General features: G+C 42.9%; 19 protein-coding genes and 1 pseudogene. 6 read left to right on the top strand and 14 right to left on the bottom strand.

Annotated features, from left to right (window positions below; genetic code table 11):
* Window positions 1-41: 41 nt before the first annotated feature.
* Genes gspF through gspC form a run of 4 tightly spaced genes read right to left on the bottom strand, consistent with a single transcriptional unit; the run spans window position 42 to window position 5,900 of the window.
* Entirely contained in the window at window positions 42-1,274 is a 1,233-nt protein-coding gene (gspF, locus tag ACRWQM_RS00320; RefSeq protein WP_434930873.1) for a type II secretion system inner membrane protein GspF, read from the bottom strand.
* Between the two features lie 3 nt (window positions 1,275-1,277).
* On the bottom strand, window positions 1,278-2,831 hold the full coding sequence (gene gspE, locus ACRWQM_RS00315; RefSeq protein WP_226415791.1) for a type II secretion system ATPase GspE: 1,554 nt from the start codon (window positions 2,829-2,831) through the stop codon (window positions 1,278-1,280).
* Window positions 2,824-4,959, bottom strand: a complete 2,136-nt coding sequence (gene gspD, locus ACRWQM_RS00310) for a type II secretion system secretin GspD (protein WP_434927589.1) — start codon at window positions 4,957-4,959, stop codon at window positions 2,824-2,826. Before gspD ends, gspE begins: the two co-directional genes overlap by 8 nt.
* A gap of 26 nt (window positions 4,960-4,985) precedes the next feature.
* Window positions 4,986-5,900: a type II secretion system protein GspC gene (gene gspC / locus ACRWQM_RS00305; RefSeq protein ID WP_434927590.1), complete on the bottom strand. Its 915-nt coding sequence runs from the start codon at window positions 5,898-5,900 to the stop codon at window positions 4,986-4,988.
* A 253-nt stretch (window positions 5,901-6,153) separates the two neighbouring features.
* Between gspC and hslR the strand changes: the two genes are divergently transcribed.
* From hslR to ACRWQM_RS00285, 4 genes are all read left to right on the top strand, one after another.
* Window positions 6,154-6,552 carry a ribosome-associated heat shock protein Hsp15 gene (hslR, locus tag ACRWQM_RS00300; protein ID WP_226412436.1) on the top strand — a complete coding sequence of 133 codons (399 nt, stop codon included), beginning with the start codon at window positions 6,154-6,156 and terminating at the stop codon, window positions 6,550-6,552.
* A 48-nt stretch (window positions 6,553-6,600) separates the two neighbouring features.
* The gene (gene hslO, locus ACRWQM_RS00295) at window positions 6,601-7,461 is read left to right on the top strand and encodes an Hsp33 family molecular chaperone HslO (RefSeq protein WP_434927591.1); all 861 of its coding nucleotides are present in this window, start codon (window positions 6,601-6,603) and stop codon (window positions 7,459-7,461) included.
* A gap of 234 nt (window positions 7,462-7,695) precedes the next feature.
* Complete coding sequence (locus ACRWQM_RS00290; RefSeq protein WP_434928891.1) at window positions 7,696-9,258, top strand: phosphoenolpyruvate carboxykinase; 1,563 nt, start codon at window positions 7,696-7,698, stop codon at window positions 9,256-9,258.
* A gap of 309 nt (window positions 9,259-9,567) precedes the next feature.
* Window positions 9,568-11,388, top strand: coding sequence for a M14 family metallopeptidase (locus tag ACRWQM_RS00285; protein ID WP_434930872.1), 1,821 nt, complete (start codon window positions 9,568-9,570; stop codon window positions 11,386-11,388).
* Between the two features lie 212 nt (window positions 11,389-11,600).
* Here the strand turns inward: ACRWQM_RS00285 and ACRWQM_RS00280 are convergent, their stop codons facing one another.
* Window positions 11,601-11,879, bottom strand: coding sequence for a GIY-YIG nuclease family protein (locus ACRWQM_RS00280; RefSeq protein WP_434930871.1), 279 nt, complete (start codon window positions 11,877-11,879; stop codon window positions 11,601-11,603).
* Between the two features lie 117 nt (window positions 11,880-11,996).
* Here ACRWQM_RS00280 and moeA point away from each other — a divergent pair, with 117 nt between their 5' ends.
* Together moeA and moeB are read left to right on the top strand one after the other, a co-directional pair.
* A complete protein-coding gene (gene moeA, locus ACRWQM_RS00275; protein ID WP_434930870.1) occupies window positions 11,997-13,250 on the top strand; it encodes a molybdopterin molybdotransferase MoeA in 1,254 nt (417 codons plus the stop codon).
* Between the two features lie 8 nt (window positions 13,251-13,258).
* Window positions 13,259-14,071, top strand: coding sequence for a molybdopterin-synthase adenylyltransferase MoeB (moeB, locus tag ACRWQM_RS00270; protein ID WP_434930869.1), 813 nt, complete (start codon window positions 13,259-13,261; stop codon window positions 14,069-14,071).
* A 4-nt stretch (window positions 14,072-14,075) separates the two neighbouring features.
* Here moeB and ACRWQM_RS00265 read toward each other — a convergent pair whose 3' ends face one another.
* The 9 genes and pseudogenes from ACRWQM_RS00265 to modA form a co-directional block, all read right to left on the bottom strand.
* A complete protein-coding gene (locus ACRWQM_RS00265; protein ID WP_226412422.1) occupies window positions 14,076-14,261 on the bottom strand; it encodes a DUF2986 domain-containing protein in 186 nt (61 codons plus the stop codon).
* Window positions 14,262-14,454: 193 nt separating this feature from the next.
* A complete protein-coding gene (locus ACRWQM_RS00260) occupies window positions 14,455-14,622 on the bottom strand; it encodes a YqaE/Pmp3 family membrane protein (protein WP_226412420.1) in 168 nt (55 codons plus the stop codon).
* 124 nt (window positions 14,623-14,746) lie between these two features.
* A complete protein-coding gene (locus ACRWQM_RS00255) occupies window positions 14,747-15,424 on the bottom strand; it encodes a TIGR01621 family pseudouridine synthase (RefSeq protein ID WP_434931943.1) in 678 nt (225 codons plus the stop codon).
* A gap of 21 nt (window positions 15,425-15,445) precedes the next feature.
* Complete coding sequence (locus tag ACRWQM_RS00250) at window positions 15,446-16,687, bottom strand: sensor histidine kinase (protein WP_404830031.1); 1,242 nt, start codon at window positions 16,685-16,687, stop codon at window positions 15,446-15,448.
* A gap of 67 nt (window positions 16,688-16,754) precedes the next feature.
* Window positions 16,755-17,431 (bottom strand): annotated as a pseudogene (locus ACRWQM_RS00245) (response regulator transcription factor).
* A 14-nt stretch (window positions 17,432-17,445) separates the two neighbouring features.
* Window positions 17,446-17,967: a hypothetical protein gene (locus ACRWQM_RS00240; protein WP_434927598.1), complete on the bottom strand. Its 522-nt coding sequence runs from the start codon at window positions 17,965-17,967 to the stop codon at window positions 17,446-17,448.
* 170 nt (window positions 17,968-18,137) lie between these two features.
* Window positions 18,138-19,244, bottom strand: coding sequence for an ABC transporter ATP-binding protein (locus tag ACRWQM_RS00235; protein ID WP_434927599.1), 1,107 nt, complete (start codon window positions 19,242-19,244; stop codon window positions 18,138-18,140).
* Entirely contained in the window at window positions 19,225-19,905 is a 681-nt protein-coding gene (gene modB / locus ACRWQM_RS00230; RefSeq protein WP_434927600.1) for a molybdate ABC transporter permease subunit, read from the bottom strand. The genes ACRWQM_RS00235 and modB overlap by 20 nt, the downstream gene beginning before the upstream one ends.
* 1 nt (window position 19,906) lies before the next feature.
* Window positions 19,907-20,701: a molybdate ABC transporter substrate-binding protein gene (gene modA / locus ACRWQM_RS00225; RefSeq protein WP_434931942.1), complete on the bottom strand. Its 795-nt coding sequence runs from the start codon at window positions 20,699-20,701 to the stop codon at window positions 19,907-19,909.
* Window positions 20,702-20,712: the final 11 nt, after the last annotated feature.

Here is a 20,712-nt window from a genome sequence, read left to right as displayed (position 1 = left end):
TAAAACAGTGTTGTTAATATGATTTGGGTTAAGACTTTGCATTAACCGCTGATTAAATTGTTGAGCTCTAAAATAGGTTGTAAAATTGCCATTACAATAAATAACACTACACCTGCCATGCTAACAACAAGCAGCGGCTCAAATACGCCGATAGCAATATTGACGTTAGATTCAAATTCACGGTCTTGGTTATCTGCCGCACGTTCTAACATATTTTCTAGCTGGCCACTTTTTTCACCCGAAGCGATCATATACAGCATCATAGCGGGAAAAAGCTTAGTGTTGGTTAATGCTGCGCCTAAACTGGTGCCTTCGCGCACTCTAGCACCGGCATCATCAACGGCAGCACGCACTTTCACATTTTGCAGTACTTCACTGGCAATACGCATACCATCTAATAATGGCACCGCACTAGCGGATAAAATACTTAAGGTTCGAGCAAATCGTGCGGTATTGATACTCTTACTGACCTTACCAATCACAGGAAGTTTCAATAGTAATGAATCAAACTTCATCCGCATTGCTGGCTGAGTTAATAAGCGTTTAAGTACAACAAACAAGGCGACAATCACGCCAACAAGAATAAAACCGTAGTTTTGCACAAAGTCAGAGGCAAGAATTAAAAACTGGGTTGTGCCGGGTAACTCTTGGCCCATATGTTCAAATTGACCAACCACTTTAGGTACGACTGCAGCTAATAATACCGCAATGACGCCAATGGCAACCGTGGTCAGTACCGCAGGATAAATCATTGCCTGAGTCAGTTTTGATTTCAATTGTTGGCGGCGCTCGGTGTAATCGGCTAAACGATTTAACACTACTTCTAAATGGCCAGATTTTTCACCCGACGCCACCATAGCGCGATATAAGTCATCAAATACATGGGGGAATTCCGCCATTGAGTCAGCAAGGCTATAACCTTCGACCACCCGTGAGCGAACCGCCATAATCATATTACCTAAACGGGCTTTTTCAGATTGTTGCCCCACAGCTTTTAAGGCTTCTTCAATCGGTAAACCCGCGGCAACTAAGGTGGCAATTTGTCGGGTAATTAACGCCAATTCCGCGACAGAAATACGTTTCTTAAATAAGTTACCAAAACTAAAACCGCCACTTTGTGAACGAGCCTCTTTGTCTGCCACTTGCTGTATTTCTACCGGCATTAGGCGTTGCTCACGTAATTGACTACGGGCATGACGCGCCGAGTCGGCTTCTATCACCCCTTTTTGTTGCTTGCCTTTTTTATCAAGGGCTTTGTATTCAAACGCTGCCATTGATTATTCCTCGCGAGTGACGCGTAGTACTTCTTCTAATGTCGTTAAGCCTGCCAGCACTTTGCTCATGCCGTCATGACGAATACTTGGGATGGTTTTACGGACATATTTTTCAATGGCTAGCTCACCACGGCCACCGTGAATAAGTTCACGCACGTTATCATCAACCACCAGCAGTTCATGAATGCCGGTACGGCCACGATAACCATTTTCGCCACAGGCTTTACACCCTTTGGCGCGGAATATAACCCGTGTGTCATTGGCGGTTATGCCTAACAATTCACGTTCACGCTCATCGGGCACATGCGATTCTTTACATTTAGGGCATAAGGTACGAATAAGTCGCTGCGCTAATACGCCCAGTAAACTAGATGAAACCAGAAAAGGTTCTACGCCCATATCTTGCAGGCGCGTAATCGCACCAGAAGCGGTATTGGTATGTAAGGTTGAAATCACTAAGTGACCCGTAAGTGATGCTTGTATGGCAATTTGTGCGGTTTCTAAGTCGCGGATTTCGCCTATCATTACCACATCGGGGTCTTGACGTAATATGGCGCGTAAACCTCGGGCAAACGTCATGTCGACTTTATTGTTAACCTGAGTTTGGCCCACACCTTCTAATTCATATTCGATAGGATCTTCAACGGTTAAGATATTGGTGTCTTTGGAGTTGATTTCAGTCAAGCCAGCATACAAGGTAGTACTTTTACCTGAACCTGTTGGACCGGTCACCAAAATAATGCCATGGGGCTTACGAATAAGTTGATCGAATTGCTCGCGAATACCGGGTGTCATGCCCAATTGCTGTAAATCAAGGTTACCGGTATTTTTATCTAACAGACGCATCACCACACGTTCGCCATGACTTGATGGCATGGTCGAAACACGTACATCGACCGCACGTCCAGCAATACGCAGCGAAATACGTCCATCTTGTGGTACACGTTTTTCGGCAATATCTAATCGTGCCATCACTTTAATACGTGACACTAGTAAAGAAGATAACTTGCGGTTTGGTTTTAAAACTTCCTTCAACACACCGTCAATACGGAAACGAACAATAAGTTGTTTCTCATAGGTTTCAATATGGATATCAGAGGCTTCTTCTTTAATGGCTTCGGATAACAAAGCGTTAATCAACTTAATGATTGGCGCATCATCATCACCTTCGAGCAAATCCTCTGTTTGAGGCAACTCTTCAGCTAAGGTAAACAAGTCCATCTCGTTACCAATATCTTCCATAAGCTGTTGTGCTTCTGACGAATTGGCCTGATAAGCTTGGGTTAACTTAGCTTCAAAAGTGGTTTTTTCCAATTTGAATAAGGGTAAATCTTGTCCTGTATAACGACGCGCCTCAAGCATGGCTTCAATAGGGGTCGCCTCAGTGTAAAACAACGACAACAGCTCATCTTGTTTCGCCAGCACCAATTGAAAACGGTGGGCAAACGTGAACGGTAGTCGCTCTTTGCTATTAGAGTGGAAGACCTCATCGCCTTCCACTTCTAGCGCTAACTCTTGAGATGCCTGCGCCAACGGATCCGCTGCGATATCAGTCATCATTTTGCTCACTATCATTTAGATCATTTGTTTGTTTGCTTTCATTAATGCTTCTTAATGCCGGGTCAGTTTCACGCATTTGGGTTTCTAACCCTTTACCATTTTTATAACGTTCAAGTACCTGGTTAACGTCATCCGGAACATAAGTGTCTTGATCCCACTCGTCCAAAATTGGCACATTAGAGTCAGGCATTAAGTTGATACCGCCACGTTGCTGTTCAAGTTGCAGTGCACGGAAATAGTTATACTTACGACCCGCTATGCCCTCCATGGTGATACCGTCACGGATAATGGTTGGCTTAATAAACACCATTAGATTTTTCTTTTTCTTACCGCTTGAAGACGATTTAAAGAGATGACCAATAATAGGCAGATCACCTAAAAACGGCACTTTTTGCACGCTTTCTTGAACTTCTTCACTGATTAAGCCACCCAGTACCACAATTTGACCAGAATCAGCCATAACAGTCGTAGTTAAGCGGCGAGTCGCAAATGTCACATCAACACCGGTTTTACCGTTAATGCCTGACACCTCTTGCTCAATCGTTAGCTTAACCGAAGTCCCTTCGTTAATTTGCGGTACGACCTTTAATTTAACGCCCACTTCTTTACGTTCAACGGTTTGAAAAGGGTTACTGTTACCGTTACTGGAATTTTGGCTGCCGGTTAAAATAGGTACTTCATCACCAACAATAAACGAGGCTTCTTGGTTATCAAGAGTGGTAATTGACGGCGTTGCCAACACGTTTGAATTAGTGTCACTTGATACCGCTTGAATAAGTGCTCCAAAGTCACCCATAGCAACGCCCCAGGCCATGCCATTTACTTTGCCTAAAGCCTGTGCCAGTAAAGTAATATCGCCCTGAGAACTTGGGTTTTGACCAATTACCTCACCTGTACTTGGATTAGTAATAAAAGTACCTTCTTGTTCGCGTGCATTCCATATACCCGCACCAATCTCACCAATCGTTGGGCCTAGGTTATTAAACTGAGTGCCGCCACCGGCTTCGGTAACCCATTGAATGCCAAAACCAACATCATCGCCTTCGGCAACTTCAACGATAATGGCTTCAACCAATACCTGTGCACGACGAATATCGAGTTGGTTTATCACGCTTTCGATGGTGCGCATTTGATCGGGTTCAGCACTGATCACCAAGGCATTGGTGTCAGCGTGGGCCATAATATTAATTTCGCTACGGCGCTTACTGCCACCAGCTTGTTGAGCACCGTCTTTATCACTTTGTAAGTTTTGCGCAAAACCGGTTAACACTTCGACTAAATCTTCAGCATTGGCATAACGTAAATAACGTACTTTGGTATTACCGGTGTTGGCTTGCTCTGCATCTAAACGTTTAATTAACTCAACTACGCGTTGACGACTTTTTTCATCACCACTGACAATCACAGCATTGGTGCGCTCGTCGGCAACCACTTTAGGTGCTTGGCCAGGTAATTGTGATTGATTAGCACTTGAACGGTAAAGGGTGTCAATGATGCGAACAATTTCACCCGCCGAAGCAAACTCTAATGACACCACTTGAACTGCGGTATCACCCTGTTTGTCAACGCGGCGCACAATATCCACCAACTTGTTAACAACAGCGGCTCGCCCCGAAATCATTAATACGTTTGATGGGTCATAGTTAACAACGTTACCGCCACCCGCGTTATCATTTAATTGGCGCAATAGCGGTGCAAGCTGCTTAGCTTCGGTATTGTATAGAGCCACAATACGCGTCACCATTTCGTCACCTAAGCCAGGAGTAGAGTCATCAGCAACACGAATTGCAGCAGTTTTAGCGTCTTTATCTTTAATGACTTTAATGACATGGTTTTCCATTTCAACCACGGCATAACCATAGACTTGCAGCACATTGAGGAAAAACTGGTAATACTGATCGTCATTTAACAGATCATAACTACGCACATTAATTTTACCGCGCACTGTAGGATCGACAATAATAGTTTTATTCAGGTTTTTACCGACAATATTAATAAACTCTTGTATGTCAGTTCCTTTGAAGTTGGCAGCATATTGTTCCGACCAAGCGCCATGGGAAGCGAGCATCGCAGCACCAGCAATCATGCCTGCAATAATCTTGTGTCGAAGTCCTTTGTTATTCATTATTCTTATTCCCCTAATGCCACTAATTATTGTGGCAAACTAAACATGATTTCGACCAATTGTCCTTCGCGTTCGACCATCACCGACATTTCTGTCAGTTCAGACAACTGCGCCATCACTTCTAATGCCTGACTCATTTCGGTCAGATCAAATCCGTTAATTGATTTAGCTAAATCACTCGGTTGGAACCCTGCCTGTTTAAACAGTTCCGCATCTTTACCTGGATTTAAACGATACCCGGCTATTTCTCCGTCTCTTTGAACGGGGGAAATGGCAATATAATCGGTAATTTTACTTGGGTCAGACAGCAACTCATCACGTGAATGAGCCAATTCAGCAGAAAGCTCACTGTTGCGCATGTCCACTTGCCTAACATCACGCGAGTTAATTTTAGCCTGCTGGAGCTGCTGATTAACATTACTTTGCGTGGTGTATGCTAAGCCATCTAACATCAAGGTTTCATAGCGCCCCGAGTTAGTAATAATGATGCGGTCGGCGTAGACTTCTTTAAGTGAAGCAGACGTCCCTTTAATTTTATCGCCAAGGCTGTAGGTGTCTTGGTTGCCGCTAGATTCAATAACAGCCAGGCCATGTCGCTCTGATGTTGATGCAACCACACCCGTTAATAAAATTGATAAATTGGTTTTAGGTGCGTCAGTGATTTGCTCAACGACCTCTGCCTTAGGCCGACTATTATTGTTATTAACTTGACCAAACAATAATAAATTGCGTACAGCATCAAGCTCCACACGCTTGGCGGAAGAGGCCGACACAGGAGAGGGTTGCCAATTTGCCTGATTATCAGACACGGGCATTAACTTCCATGTAATTTGTGCAGCAAGCAGCAACACAATTATAAGACCTAAGCCAAAGACGATATTACTCACTTGTTTGTGAGGAATAACGGCAGCTTTAGTGATCAGTTTATCTAATAAATCCATAGGTTTTGGACCCTCTATACTTTTACAGTACAGGCCTCTGTTTTATGTTGTAATTTAGTTATAGCTACCCATGCTAACTCACACAGCAATAAGCAACAAGCCCAGAGCAGATCAATTGGCGAAATACGCCCAAATATGCTAACTTTACGCGCCAGAAAAGGGTGTGAGGTCGGCCGCTTTTTACGATGATACTTTATCGATATGACGGTAAAATGAATCAGCTTGTGAACTCAGTCCAGTTTAGGGAGGCGCTTTGAAAGACAATAAGTCCGATAAATCCACTATTAGGCTCGACAAATGGCTTTGGGCAGCTCGTTTTTACAAAACCCGCGCATTAGCCAAAGACATGATTAATGGCGGCAAAGTACATTACAATGGACAACGTACTAAATCCAGTAAGAATGCTGAGCTGGGTTGTAAAATACGCATTCGCCAAGGTCACGACGATAGAGAAGTTGTTATTGTAAAGTTATCGGAGCAACGCCAAGGTGCTGAAATTGCCCAAACACTTTATCAAGAAACCGAACAAAGCATTATTAAACGTGAGTTTAACGCCGAAGCAAGACGATTGAACATGCTAAACAATCCGGTTCCAGACCATAAACCGGATAAAAAACAGCGCAGACAGCTTATGCGCTTCAAAGAATTATAGAATTAGACGATTAATCAATTAATCGACTTATTACAGAAGAGATACGTGATGACTAACGATATATTACACCGCTACCTGTTTGATAACGCTGATGTCCGTGGTGAAATTGTTCAATTACAAGATTGTTACCAACAAGTACTATCCGCCCATGATTATCCTGTAGCGGTTCAGCATTTATTAGGTCAATTGATGGCAGCAACCTCTTTACTGACAGCCACAATTAAATTTTCTGGTGATATCAGCGTCCAGTTACAAGGTGACGGCCCAGTATCATTAGCGGTCATTAATGGCAATAACAAGCAAGTATTACGCGGCGTTTCACGCTGGAAAGGTGATATTGCCGCTGATGCTAGCCTGCAAGATATGATGGGCAAAGGCTATATGGTGATAACCCTAACACCGGATGAAGGTGAGCGTTATCAAGGTATTGTGTCATTAGACCACTCGAATATGGCGGCCTGTTTAGAAGAATACTTTAACCAGTCAGAGCAGCTACCGACTCAAATTCAGCTTTTTGCCAACGGTCAACAAGCGGCGGGAATGTTGTTACAGGTATTACCTTCTAAATCAGCTGAAAATGAAGACTATGAGCACTTATCAGCAATTACTGCCACAATTAAAGCTGATGAATTGTTCACCCTTGACGCTGAACAAGTGCTACATCGCTTATATCATCAAGAAGAAGTGCGTTTATTTGATCCTGTAAATGTGACATTTAAATGCAGTTGTTCACGCGAACGTACCTCAGCAGCTATTCGTACTATTCCACAGACTGAAGTGGAGCAGATTTTAGCTGAAGAAGGTAAAATTGATATGAACTGCGAATACTGCTCAATAATGTACACCTTTGACCGCATCGACATCGCCTCCATTTATGCCATAAGCCCAAGCAACGACACTGCACAATAACCTCACTACGTAAAAATAGCTGAAAGGGTTTCACAAAAAAGGCGCTAAATACGCCTTTTTTGACCTTTGTTCTCAGCAAAAAATAGACAAACCCGAAAAACTTTCAAAAAAATTACCAAACTGTTCGTTACCCCGCTTGCAACATACGTTACAATCAAGCATCTGAACGGCATAGACATATAATAATAGTCTTTCAGAAAACCTCTTTCTTATGCTTTAGAGCGAAAACGACCTATAAAATTGGAGATTTACACTATGGCGGATGTATCAAACCGCGTTCACCTTAATCCGACAACTGCGCAACTTGTTGAAATAGCGCTTCTTCGTGGCGAAGGTCAACTTACCGCAAACGGTGCATTAGTGGCAAAAACGGGCGAAAGAACAGGACGTTCACCTAACGATCGTTTTATTGTTAAAGAATCAGGCTCAGAAAGTGAAATTGAATGGGGCAAAGTTAACCGCCCATTTGATGCAGGAAAATTTGATGCGTTATGGGGCCGTGTGGAAGCTTACCTAGCAGACAAAGAGTTGTTTATGTCTGAACTTGAAGTGGGCGCAGATGATGACCATTATTTACCGATAAAAGTCACTACCGAATATGCATGGCACCAGATATTCGCACGTAATTTATTTATCACGCCAGAGACCTTTAACCGTGGCAACAAAGACGTTTGGCAAATAATCAATGCGCCAGGCTTTGTTTGTGTGCCAGAGCGTGATGGTACCAACTCTGAAGCAACGGTTATCCTTAACTTTGCAGAGCGTAAAGTCTTGTTAGCAGGTCTTAAATACGCCGGTGAAATGAAGAAGTCGATGTTCTCGGTGCAAAACTTCCTGCTACCAGCCAAAGGCGTGTTACCAATGCACTGCTCGGCAAACGTGGGTCATGATGGCGATACTACCCTATTTTTTGGTTTATCAGGCACAGGTAAAACCACCTTGTCAGCCGATCCAAAACGTTTCTTAATTGGTGATGACGAACATGGTTGGGCACCGGGTGGCGTGTTTAACATTGAAGGCGGCTGTTACGCCAAATGTATCGATTTAAGCCAAAAGAATGAACCTGTTATTTGGGATGCTATTCGTTTTGGTACCGTGCTTGAAAACGTCGTATTAGATGCTAACCGCGTGCCTGACTATTCAGATACCAGCTTAACCGAAAACAGCCGTGCAGCTTATCCTCTTGAGCATATTGCCCAACGTAAAGAAGAAAACTGTGGCGCAGAGCCAAACTCAGTGGTGTTTTTAACCTGTGATGTCTCTGGTGTATTACCGCCAGTTTCAATACTGACTAAAGAGCAAGCTGCCTATCACTTCTTGTCAGGTTACACGGCTAAAGTGGGTTCAACTGAAATGGGCTCTACTGCTGCGATTCAATCAACATTTTCAACCTGTTTTGGTGCGCCTTTCTTCCCTCGCCCAGCGGGCGTGTACGCTGAACTGTTAATGAAGCGTATTGAATCATTCGGTAGCCGAGTGTATTTAGTTAATACAGGCTGGACAGGTGGTCCACATGGTGTTGGTAAGCGTTTTGATATACCAACAACGCGTGCCATTGTTGATGCTATTGTTAGTGGTGAACTAAAAGATGTTGAAACAGTTCATATCGAAAAATTGAATTTAGCGGTACCCGTTGCAATTACAGGTGTTGATAGTAAGTTACTTAACCCAGTTAACACTTGGGCTGATAAAGCTGAATACGATAAGTATGCCCAACAAATTGCCCAAGAGTTTGCGGCAAACTTTGTTAAATACGATGTGTCAGATGCGATTAAAAATGCTGGACCTAAAGCTTAACTCCCCTTGCTTTAGGTTACTATTTTAACCGCCAATAAGCCCTAACCTAGTTAGGGCTTATTTTTTACCCTTTCGCTACCCGTTTAAACCTGTCTCACCAACAACCTATTCTGATTAACATCATCTGACTTACCCTATTAAATAGGCTATTGGGTTAATCTTCACCGGCCGCTATAGGTGTACCTGATTAGCCAAGTTAATAACTTTGTAACAAGCTTTAACATCTAGGTTATTTCACCCAAAACGTTGCTATGATAAGTAATATTTCAAACTGTTCAAACTCATAAGAATAATATTAAGCGAGCCACGATGCACAGATTAGCTTTATCAACCAGTATTGCCGCGATGTTACTGTCGACAGCATGTTTTGCCGATACACACTCAAATGCGCAATTTATTAATGATGCTATTTTGCCGCCAATGCATGCCTGGCAAGGTAAGAGTGAGTCATTGTTGGTGGCAAATGATCACCCATGGGTAACGCCATTTGAACAACAAAATTATCTTAGCAGCCCCAGTTATGCCGACACAGTAAGTTGGTTTGACAAACTTGTGCAAAGTAGCTCAATGCTTAAAAAAGTCAGTATAGGCAAAAGTCCGCAAGGGCGAGATATTTGGATGATTATCGCCTCTCAAAACGGCGCTGCAACCTCTGATCAATTAAGCGAAAACAATAAACCCACTGTGCTGGTACAAGCAGGTATTCACTCTGGTGAAATAGACGGTAAAGATGCTGGCATGATGTTGCTGCGCGACATAGCCCATGGCAACAAAAAAGCCTTATTAGACAATACAAACCTGCTTTTTATTCCTATTCTGTCGGTTGATGCCCATGAGCGAAGCAGCCAATATAGTCGCGTAAATCAACGCGGCCCCATCAATATGGGCTGGCGCACAACAGCGACAAATCTTAATTTAAACCGAGATTACGTAAAAGCAGATGCGCCTGAAATGCAGCATGTGTTAAGCGTCATTAACCAATGGCAACCTGACCTGTATATTGATGTGCATGTCACCGACGGCATTGACTATCAATATGATGTCACCTTTGGCTATAACGTTAAGCAAGGTGCTAGCCCACAGATATTTGCATGGCTGGATAGCACTTATAGACCAGAAATTGAATCAGCTTTGTCAGCCAATGATCATATTCCAGGTAAACTGATATTTGCCAATGACAATACCGACATGCACAAAGGTGTGTCTTACTGGAACCCAAGCCCACGTTTTTCAAATGGTTATGGTGACGCACGACATTTACCGACAATCTTAATTGAAAATCACAGCTTAAAACCGTTTAAACAACGCATTTTAGGCACCTATGTAATGTTAGAGCAAACCTTAAAAACGGTAGGAGAACACAGTAAAACCTTATCGGCGGCTATTCGTCAGGATCAACAACGGCTTGCCAGTAATATAGTATTAACTTGGAAAGATGAGCCCCAAGCAACATGGGACTTTAAAGGTATTGATTACAAGCTTGAAAAAAGTGCTATCAGCGGCGCAAATGTGGTGCGCTGGACCGCAGAGCCCAAGCTTTATAAAGACCTGCCTGTTATAGGCAATACGAAAGCTGACATCCAGGTGACTCGACCCAACGCCTATTATATTCCGCCACAATGGACAGCCGTGATTGAAAAATTAGCATTACACGGTATAGAAATGACCAGCTTGGTTAAGCCGATAACGATCACCGCCGAGCAGTATCGCTTTGAGCACCCTAAATTTGGCCAGCAGGATTATGAAAGTCGTCAAACAGTAATGGCCGATACCATCAGTGACACAGTCAAAGTAACACTCGATGCTGGTACAATTAAAATTGATACCGCACAACCGCTTGGCAACTTAGCCATATTGTTGCTTGAGCCACAGGCTGAAGATTCATTATTTTTCTGGGGATTTTTCAACACTATTTTTACTCGTACTGAATACATTGAAGATTATGCTGTTGAGCCTTTAGCAGTAAAAATGCTCGCACAAAATCCACAATTAAAAGCTGAATTTGAGCAGGCATTACAAGATGAAAGCTTTGCCAGTGACAGTGATGCAAGATTGCGTTGGTTTTATGAGCGCAGTCCATATTACGATCAACAATATCAAGTGTATCCAGTCATAAGAGAAGTCCAATAAACACGAAAATATCGCCATTGAAAATTATCGATGGCGAATAAGGTCAATCTACGCGATAGCTAAGGTTTGCTAATGTTAAATGAAATTACATGATAATTAGTGCTCACGCTTAACATCACCATCAGCCGCAACAGGAATACGCTACCATAATCATTAATAAAAATTGAGACCGCCTAAAGCTTACTAATTCTATTGATTATTTCATTATAACATTACGTATCAAATCGATTAATTAATGTTAGCTTTTGATGTCTAGGCAATTTTTTTACTGCTATCTCACGCTTGGTCGCACTGCTGCGGCAGCTCAATGACTCTTGATACACTAATGTTAGTGGGCCTTTACCTTTAAGATACTTTGCAGCCAAAGGGCCTGATGACTGATGCTCAGAGAAACGTCGGGCGACATCAGTGGTTATCCCTGTGTATAAATGCCCATTGGCACACTCAATTATGTATAAAAACCAATCTTTTGCTGATTTTTTTTGCTGCATATTTGCTAAAAACCTTAAGTTGGATCATAAAACACTACGATTATCATGGCATACTAACCGACAATTTTATCTTCTCACCACTTGGTGATGACAACCCTGCTTTTAAAGGAATATCTGATGATAGCAACTCAAGACCCTTGTGCTCAACCTACGTTATTACACCCAGATGACGCTATGGTACAGCTACTTGAACAAGTTGAAGCCACTGAAGACTCTGAAGTAGTTGAGTTATCACACTCTATCGGACGAGTATTAGCAGAAGATCTTGCGTCAGGTTTAGATTTACCTCCTTTTAATAATTCTGCGATGGACGGTTACGCAATGCGATTTGCGGACTTAACACCAAATAAGTCAGAAACCACACTCACTTTAGTTGGCAGCTCATTTGCTGGTCACCCTTATAGCGGTAAAGTCACTGCAAATACCTGTATTCGGATCATGACAGGTGCACCTGTGCCACAGGGTTACGATACCGTGCAAATGCAGGAAAAGGCGGTGACTAATGGTGAAGAAATTACGATTACCCACCCAGACAAGCATGGGGCAAATGTACGATATCGCGGTGAAGAGCTTACCGCTGGCACCAAAGTATTATTTAAGGGGACACAAATTAGAGCCGCCGAAATGGGCGTACTGGCAACAATAGGCATCAGTAAAGTTAGAGTGAAACGCGTCATAAAAGTCGCCTTCTTTTCTACTGGCGATGAACTTCGCCCGGTAGGTACAGAGCTTGCGCCAGGACAAATTTATGATTCAAATCGCTATTCGATTAAGGGACTCATGGCCAAAGCGAATGTCGAATGGATAGACTTAGGCGTCATTGAAGATGATAAAGAAGCGATTCGCGCTGCATTTAGAGATGCTGCCGAATGTGCCGACATGGTAATAACCTCTGGTGGGGTGTCGGTGGGTGATGCGGATTACACTAAACAAATTCTATCCGAAGAAGGTCAAATCACCTTCTGGAGACTGGCGATAAAACCCGGTAAACCTTTTGCTTTTGGTAAGTTAGGTAAGGCTGTGTTTTGTGGCTTACCCGGCAATCCGGTTTCATCTATGGTCACTTTCTATAAATTGGTGTGGCCTATCTTAAATAAAATGCAGGGTTTACCCCATAAAACACCGCTAACTTATCAGGCAAAATTACTCACCCCTATTCGCAAACACCCGGGGCGTGTTGAATATCAACGTGGTGTATTAACTCAAAACACCCAAGGTGAACTTGAAGTATCTACTACCGGTGGGCAAGGCTCTGGTATGTTAACGTCAATGAGTATTGCTAACTGCTTTATCAACCTAGCTCAATTCCAAGGTGATACTGAGGCTGGCTCTATGGTCACAGTAGAACCCTTTAATCATGTGTTAACTTAGGAGTTGATATGAGCCAATCCGAAGATAACGCTATCAGTGATAATTTGTGTCACGACGAGATATTGTCAGACAACGAAATGCTGCGTTACAGTCGCCAAATATCGATTAAAGCAATGGATATTGATGGCCAAGAAAAACTTAAATTAGCTAAGGTACTGATTATAGGCGCTGGCGGATTAGGTTGTGCTGCAAGCCAGTATCTTGCTGTTGCAGGTATTGGTGAAATAACACTGGTCGATTTTGACACAGTTGAACTGTCTAACTTACAACGCCAGGTTTTGCACCAGGATGCCAATATTGGTCAGGCTAAAGTTCACTCTGCCAAACAAACGTTAACTCAACTCAACCCACTGATTACCGTTAATGCGATTAACGCTTTACTCGATGATCAGCAAATCAACACGCTCGTTTCTACCCATAGCCTAGTATTAGATTGCACCGATAATGTTTCGGTGCGCGAACAACTTAACCACAGTTGCTTACAGCACCAAATACCGCTTGTTTCTGCGGCGGCGATTAGAATGGAAGGCACGGTGACAGTATTTGACTATCAACCCAATACACCTTGCTATCATTGCTACAGCCAACTTTTTGGCGAGCAACACCTAACCTGCGTAGAGTCAGGTATTCTAGCTCCAGTAGTCGGTTTGGTAGGGTGTATTCAAGCAACCGAAGCAATAAAAGTGATTACTGCAATGGGGCAACACTTAGTGGGTAGAATATTGATGATCGATGCGATGACGATGGAGTTTCGCGCCATGAAACTGACTAAACAGCCCCACTGTGAGGTGTGCGGTTCACCAACCAACAAACTTAAATAGCGGTTTAAACTGTAATATCACTGTCAGTTATAGGTAAAGTCGCATCTGTATTGGTCAGATTAGATTGTTGGTCTAACAAAGCCCGTTCAGCTTTAGACACATACTGTGGTTTATTCGCAGTATGTAATTTTTGATTGGCTTTTTTAGCTTTAGCTTTAAGAGTTTGGTTGATTTTCTTTTTTCGGTTCATGGTGATTTAACTTTTAAATAGTTTTCAAACAATAACTTGATACTCACTCAAGTCAAAAGGCACTTGCTGAGTATACTGCTAGCGAGTATTAACCATTAAAGCCGCAACATCTTAAATCAAGTAGACTTAACGCGTTAAGTTACCTCAAAAATACGGCTAGACTCGATATGGTTAGGCTATTACAACGCTGTTATTAATCTTGTAACACAACCCATAACGCATGAATTAAGCCTGGTACAAAGAAGAAAATACACAGCAAGATATTAATCAATAAATCCTTACCTGCGCCTTTTTTCAAAAAAACGCCAACTGGCGGCAACAATATAGCAATAATTACCAGTAATAATTTGTTGGTATCCATAAAGTGTTATGTCCTGATTTTGATAAATTAATTTACCGTATTAGCTTACACATGTGGCAACGGGTTTACTACATCAAAAAACAACACCCCTAGCGATATCGCACTAACAAGGCATAGCTAAAGCCTAAGGCTTTTGCGGCCAGTCAAGTTCCGCTGGCAATAACCACTCATTTAGCAGGCAAGTTTGCATCGCTGGTGCGAGGAACTGCTGACCTTGATGTGGCGCTTGTGTAAATTGATATTCTTGCCCCAAATAACAAAAATTTAATTGGTAAGCATGCAAGTAACAACGATCATCAATAGCTTCACCATAAAGGCTATCACCTAATATGGGTACACCAATACTGGCTAACGCCACTCTGAGCTGATGGGTTTTACCGCTGTGAGGCTTAAGCAAATAAGCCCGTATACCCGCCCCAATTGAAGTTGAATAAAACTGAGTAATCGCCGGATTATCTTTACTGCGTAACAGTTTATACATACTGCGGCGCGCTTTAGCCATATCACCAATCACCCAACCTTGCTTCTTTTTAGGTTTTCCATTGGCGATTGCTAAGTAGTATTTTTGAATTTGATGAGCGGTAAACATCTGCGTAAAACGGTTAGCGGCTTCGGGATTTTTAGCTAGGATGAGTAGCCCTGATGTTGGGGTATCTAAACGGTGCACCGCAAAGAGTTTTATACCGAGATCAATCTCAGCTTGGGCAACAACACCGGCAGAGCCGTCTTGGCTATGAAAATGCACATTGGGGGCTTTATTGATAATAATAAAGTCATCTTGTTGGCTAATAACTTGATACATGCTCATACCGCAACAGTTCGCTTATTTAAAATGGATACTAACTAATAATCCAGGGTGATTATCCGACATTTCAATACTGGCTTGATGACGCGATAAAATAGCTTTAACCATAGATAAACCTAAACCAGTGCCTTTAAAATGACGGCTAGGGTCAAGTCTGACAAGTCTTTCAAAGACACGTTCTTTATCTTCATCAGCGATACCTGGGCCATTGTCGGCAATTTTAATCCACTTACCATGCTGTTCTATATGAATTTTAGCGCCTTCTGGTGAATATTTTATCGCATTATCGACCAAATTAAACAATGCCTGAAACAGCAAGTGTTTATCCCCTTGTATCACCACGTCTTGACGCAAATCAATGGTGAACTGTTGTTCTTTGGCTTCAGCTAACACATCTGCCATTTCATATAAATCCTGGCAAATTTCTTGTAAATGCACCGGCTGTAAATCAAGTAACTGCTGACCTTCTTCAATTCGTGTTAATGACAACATGGCATCAAAGGTGGCCAAGCAGTCATCTAACTCTTCTAGCAACTCTGCGCGAGCATCGGCAAGCTCAGATTGAGGTTTGTCAGCAAGCTGCTCAATACCTATGCGTAAATGAGACAGCGGTGTACGCAGGTCATGGGCAATATTGTCGGTTACGCCCCGGACGGCACGTAAGTTTTGCTCTAAGGTATCTAACACCCGGTTAAACTGCTGCGCCAACATATCAAACTCGTCTTGCTGGCGTGAGACAGGTAATCGCGTGTCATAATGCCCCGCTTCAATTTGTTCACTAAGCTGATTGTATTGCACTAATCGACGCAAAATAGCCTTAGAAAAAATATACCCCAACGCCAAAGTTAAGCCCAATGTGAAAGCGACCGCCCAAAATGCCGCATTAACAAACTTTTCAATTAACATCGCTAATTGATCCGTTCGAGTCGCAATTAATACCGGGCCGTAATTGGTCATGGCCAAGCCGCCGGTCAAAATGTGCAGCTTATCTGGCCCGCCGGTAAAAATGGGAAACTGGCGCGTTTCGGGTAACAGAGGCATGTTGTCAGGTAAAAAAGTTAATGCGCCGACCATATCGACGCTATTTTTCCAGGCAATTAAAGCGGTTTTGGGATCAGATGCTTGAATTTGAGCTGCAAAGCTACGCCGATTAACGGTCAAAGCTAATTGCTGATAACGTTGCATCTCAGCAGCTAGGTGATTATCGACTTGATTTTCTTGCTCGATAATCAGTTGTCTGTATAAGCTAGAAATCAGCATCACAATTAAAATTGTCACTAAAGTAGAGAAAATTAATGTGATGCGCCAAGCGCTACTTTGGTAAGGCTTAATGCCCTTTGCAAAGACGATATCCAGCACCTCTTATGGTTTCAATTAACTCACCGTGTCCCAGTTCTTCAAACTTACGACGCAGCTTAGCAATATGCACATCAATCACATTGGTGCGGGGATCAAAATGATAGTCCCAAACTGCTTCAAACAATAAAGTACGGCTAATTACCTGATTAGGATGTTCCATCAAATATTTAAGTAATTGAAACTCTTTAGGTTGTAGCATTAACTCTTTGTCATCTAAGGTAACGTTTCGAGTCAACAACTCCATTTTAAGACCGCCGACCTCGAGATCTGTGGTCGTTGGCGCAACTACATTTCGTTGGGCTAGCTTTTCTGCGCGCACTAATAGCTCAGCAAATGCAAAGGGTTTGGTCATGTAATCATCCCCCCCGCTCGTAAGCCTTTAATTCGCTCATCAACGTGGCTTAAGGCCGATAAAATTAACACCGGTGTTTTATTACCGCTAGTACGCAGCGCTGACAACAAGGTCAAGCCATCAAGTTTGGGTAACATTCTATCTAGCACAATTAGATCATATTGATTATGTTTAGCCAGTGTTAGCCCTTCTTGGCCATCTGTAGCACTATCAACACTATACTGTTGCGCGGTAAACCCTTCTGCCACATATTTCAATGTTGTGGCATCATCTTCAACGATCAAAATACGCATAGTCATAGTCGCAATTAATCCCATTTAAGTAGTGGTAATGGACGGAGATTCTCAATATCGAAAGCGATGATTTTTTTGGCTTCGTTATTGAGCATTTGTAATTCAAGATAACTAATTGATAGGTCGTGGTCTAAATCAGCCTGCAATAAAAAACCGCTTTGATTAAGCGTAGCTAAGCTCACTAAAGAAGAGAAAGAAATATTTTTTTCACGCATCAAACTAACTGCATGAAGTAGTTCAATGTCGCGCCCCTCATAGGGCTCGCTGGCTTCTTCAAGCAGCGCTCCATTTTGGGCACTAAATTCAAATTGATAAAGCCGTTTTGATTCAGTATTAATTGCAGACAGCTGATAAACTAGCTGATCGTCTTCAATATTGAGGCCAAAGCCACACAAGGTTCCCTTGTCCTGTTGCTCCCAATGTTCCATCACAGAAATTGGCGTTAACAAGCCTTCTTGGGAAAGTAATGATTGTATTGATGGTGTGGCCATCGACACAAAAGGGAACAAGTACAGTGCAAAAAGCAGCCGAACCATTTTAAGCCTCGAATATAAAAGAATGCGTACCGTGATACTTTACCTAAGTCCTACTAAAGACCCAAGAAATGTAAGATTAATAATTGATCATGCAAGCAAGCGAAACTTTAGCTTTCAAGGCTTTTGGGGCCATTCAAATAGCATAAAATGGCAATCCACAGGCTCTAAGTTTAAGTTTGTAAAATTTGGATTTGATCAGACTTCAATGCCACTGTGGTTTTCTGACCTTGAACTAATGCGAGTTTATCGCATAAATGCGTTGGGATATCCGCATTAATGACTTGCTCAACGCCAGCAATACGGGCAATAACCCGAACAGATTCGCCCATCACCAGTAAAGATTCTATTTCAACATCTAATTTATTAATACTTTTACATAAGCGACCGCTGGTAATGGCATTAAATCGAATACCCTGATTAGGGATCACCCAGCGCACTTGCTGGCCAATAGTCATTTTAGGTGCGTTTTCGATCGCTATTTGATGCTCGCCAAAAGCTAGCCAGGTCATATTACGCCCCGGCTCTTGGGCGATGACTTTTGCATCAAAAATATTACGTAATCCCATTTGCCTGGCAACGGCTTCATTACGCGGATGAGATAGCACCTCAAAAGGCTTGCCCTGCTGTAACATTTGCCCCTGGCTAATCAAAATCATTCGGTCAGCCAGTAACTGCGCTTCATGGATATCATGGGTCACCATGATCACTGGAATCGCTAATTGGGATTTTAATCTGGCCAGTTCGATATACAACCTTTCGCGGGTTTCCCTATCGACTGCAGAAAAAGGCTCGTCTAATAATAATACCGCAGGCTCACGGGCTAAGGCTCTTGCTAAGGCGACACGCTGACGCTGGCCACCAGACAAATTTGCGGGTAATCGGTCGGGCAATCCCTCAAGATTAACTCGCTCCAACCAATCTAATGCCCGCTGCTTGCGCTTTGCTTTAGGAACATGATCTAATCCCGCCATTACATTTTGAATGGCACTAAGGTGCGGAAATAAGCCAAAGTGCTGGGGAACATAACCAATATGCCGCTGTTGTGGGGTTTTATAAACCTTTTGTTGACTGTCAAACCACACTTGCTCGCCATAAGTTATCTTGCCCGACTCTGGCTTACTCAAGCCAGCAATCATGCGTAATAACGTTGTTTTTCCGCCGCCAGAAGGGCCAACAACCGCTAAGACCTCTCCCGCTTTACAGCAAAAATGGGCTTCTAAGGGAATGGGTAGCAGTTGCGATAAATCACAATGTAAATCAGCGACCGGAACTGCCAAGATGACCTCCTAATCGCCTTGATAAACTGGTGGTTAATGCTAAGGCGCTAATTGCAAATAATAACAGCACTAAAGACATGGTACCTGCACCATCAAAGTCAAAAGCTTGCACGCTGTCATATATGGCAATAGAAATAGTTTTTGTTTCACCGGCTATGTTGCCACCCAGCATCAACACCACACCAAACTCACCTAATACGTGGGAAAAACACAGTACTAAAGCGGTTAATACCCCAGGCCATACCATAGGCAGCTCCACTTTAAAAAATAAGGTCAGTCGACTCATTCCACAACAGTCCGCCGCATCTCGAACATCTGTGGGAATAGTTTCAAACGCACGTTGAATCGGTTGTACAGCGAAGGGAATATTGACCAATATAGAAGCAATCACCAAACCTGAAAAATGGAACACCAATTGCTGACCAAATAACTGCTCAACCCATTGGCCTATAAAACTTTGGTTACCCATGCCCACTAACAAATAATACCCCACCACGGTTGGCGGTAACACTAAGGGCACCATGATCAAGGCTTCAACCCATGACTTGCCACGAAACTGGCGATAAGCCAAAGCCCGTCCAACAAACAATGCTAATGGAATAAGAAATAACACAGTTACACTGCTGAGTTTGACCGACAGCCACAGCGCTTGCCAATCCATATTAATCTGGCTCCATCGTATTTGATGATGAGATTATACTGCTTTGTGATGATACCTCAGGGACTGTAAAACCATATTGTAATAAAATTTGCTGTGCAGAACTTGATAACATATAGGTATAAAATTGCTGCGCTGTGCTAGAGGCAGTTTTCATCAATACCATACGTTGATTAATTGGCTGATAAAGCTCATCAGCAATGGCAACATATTGACCTATACGTTCAAAATTAGGGGTTAATACTAATGACAATGGCACTATACCGCCTTGAGTTGAACCACTAACGGCAAATTGCGCCGCTTGAGAAGCGTTTTCACCTAGAATGATATGCGGTTCAATGGCCTGCCATAAGCCTTTTTTAATTAGCACTTGTTTAGCGCTTTCGCCATAAGGGGCATGCACCGGGTTAGCAATCGCAAAGCGTTGTAATTGACCAGACTCAATTAACGCGGCTAATCCAAGCAGTTGTCCATCAAGCTTTAGCGGGGAGTTTTTAGGGGCAGCTAAAGCTAAGCGGCCCATAGCATAAATGTGGCCAGCATCTTGGGTTATGCCTGCTTCAACTAACTTGTTTGGATACAGCTCATCGGCACTGAGCAACAACTCAAATGGAGCACCATGCAAAATTTGCGATACAAAATTACCTGACGAGCCATAACTTAATCTCACCGAAAGACCCGTATCTTGACTAAACTGCTTGGCAATATCATCCATCGCAAATTTAACGTTGGCCGCCACAGCAATAGCGGGGGCGTCGGCGGCATTAACCGTCAATATTGTCATACTGTTGAACGACATCAGCAGGCAGC

Source organism: Shewanella sp. HL-SH5, from assembly GCF_051163755.1.
Lineage (GTDB): Bacteria > Pseudomonadota > Gammaproteobacteria > Enterobacterales > Shewanellaceae > Shewanella > Shewanella glacialimarina.
Note: the sequence above shows the minus strand (reverse complement) of the source record. Positions and strands in the feature narration are given on the sequence as shown.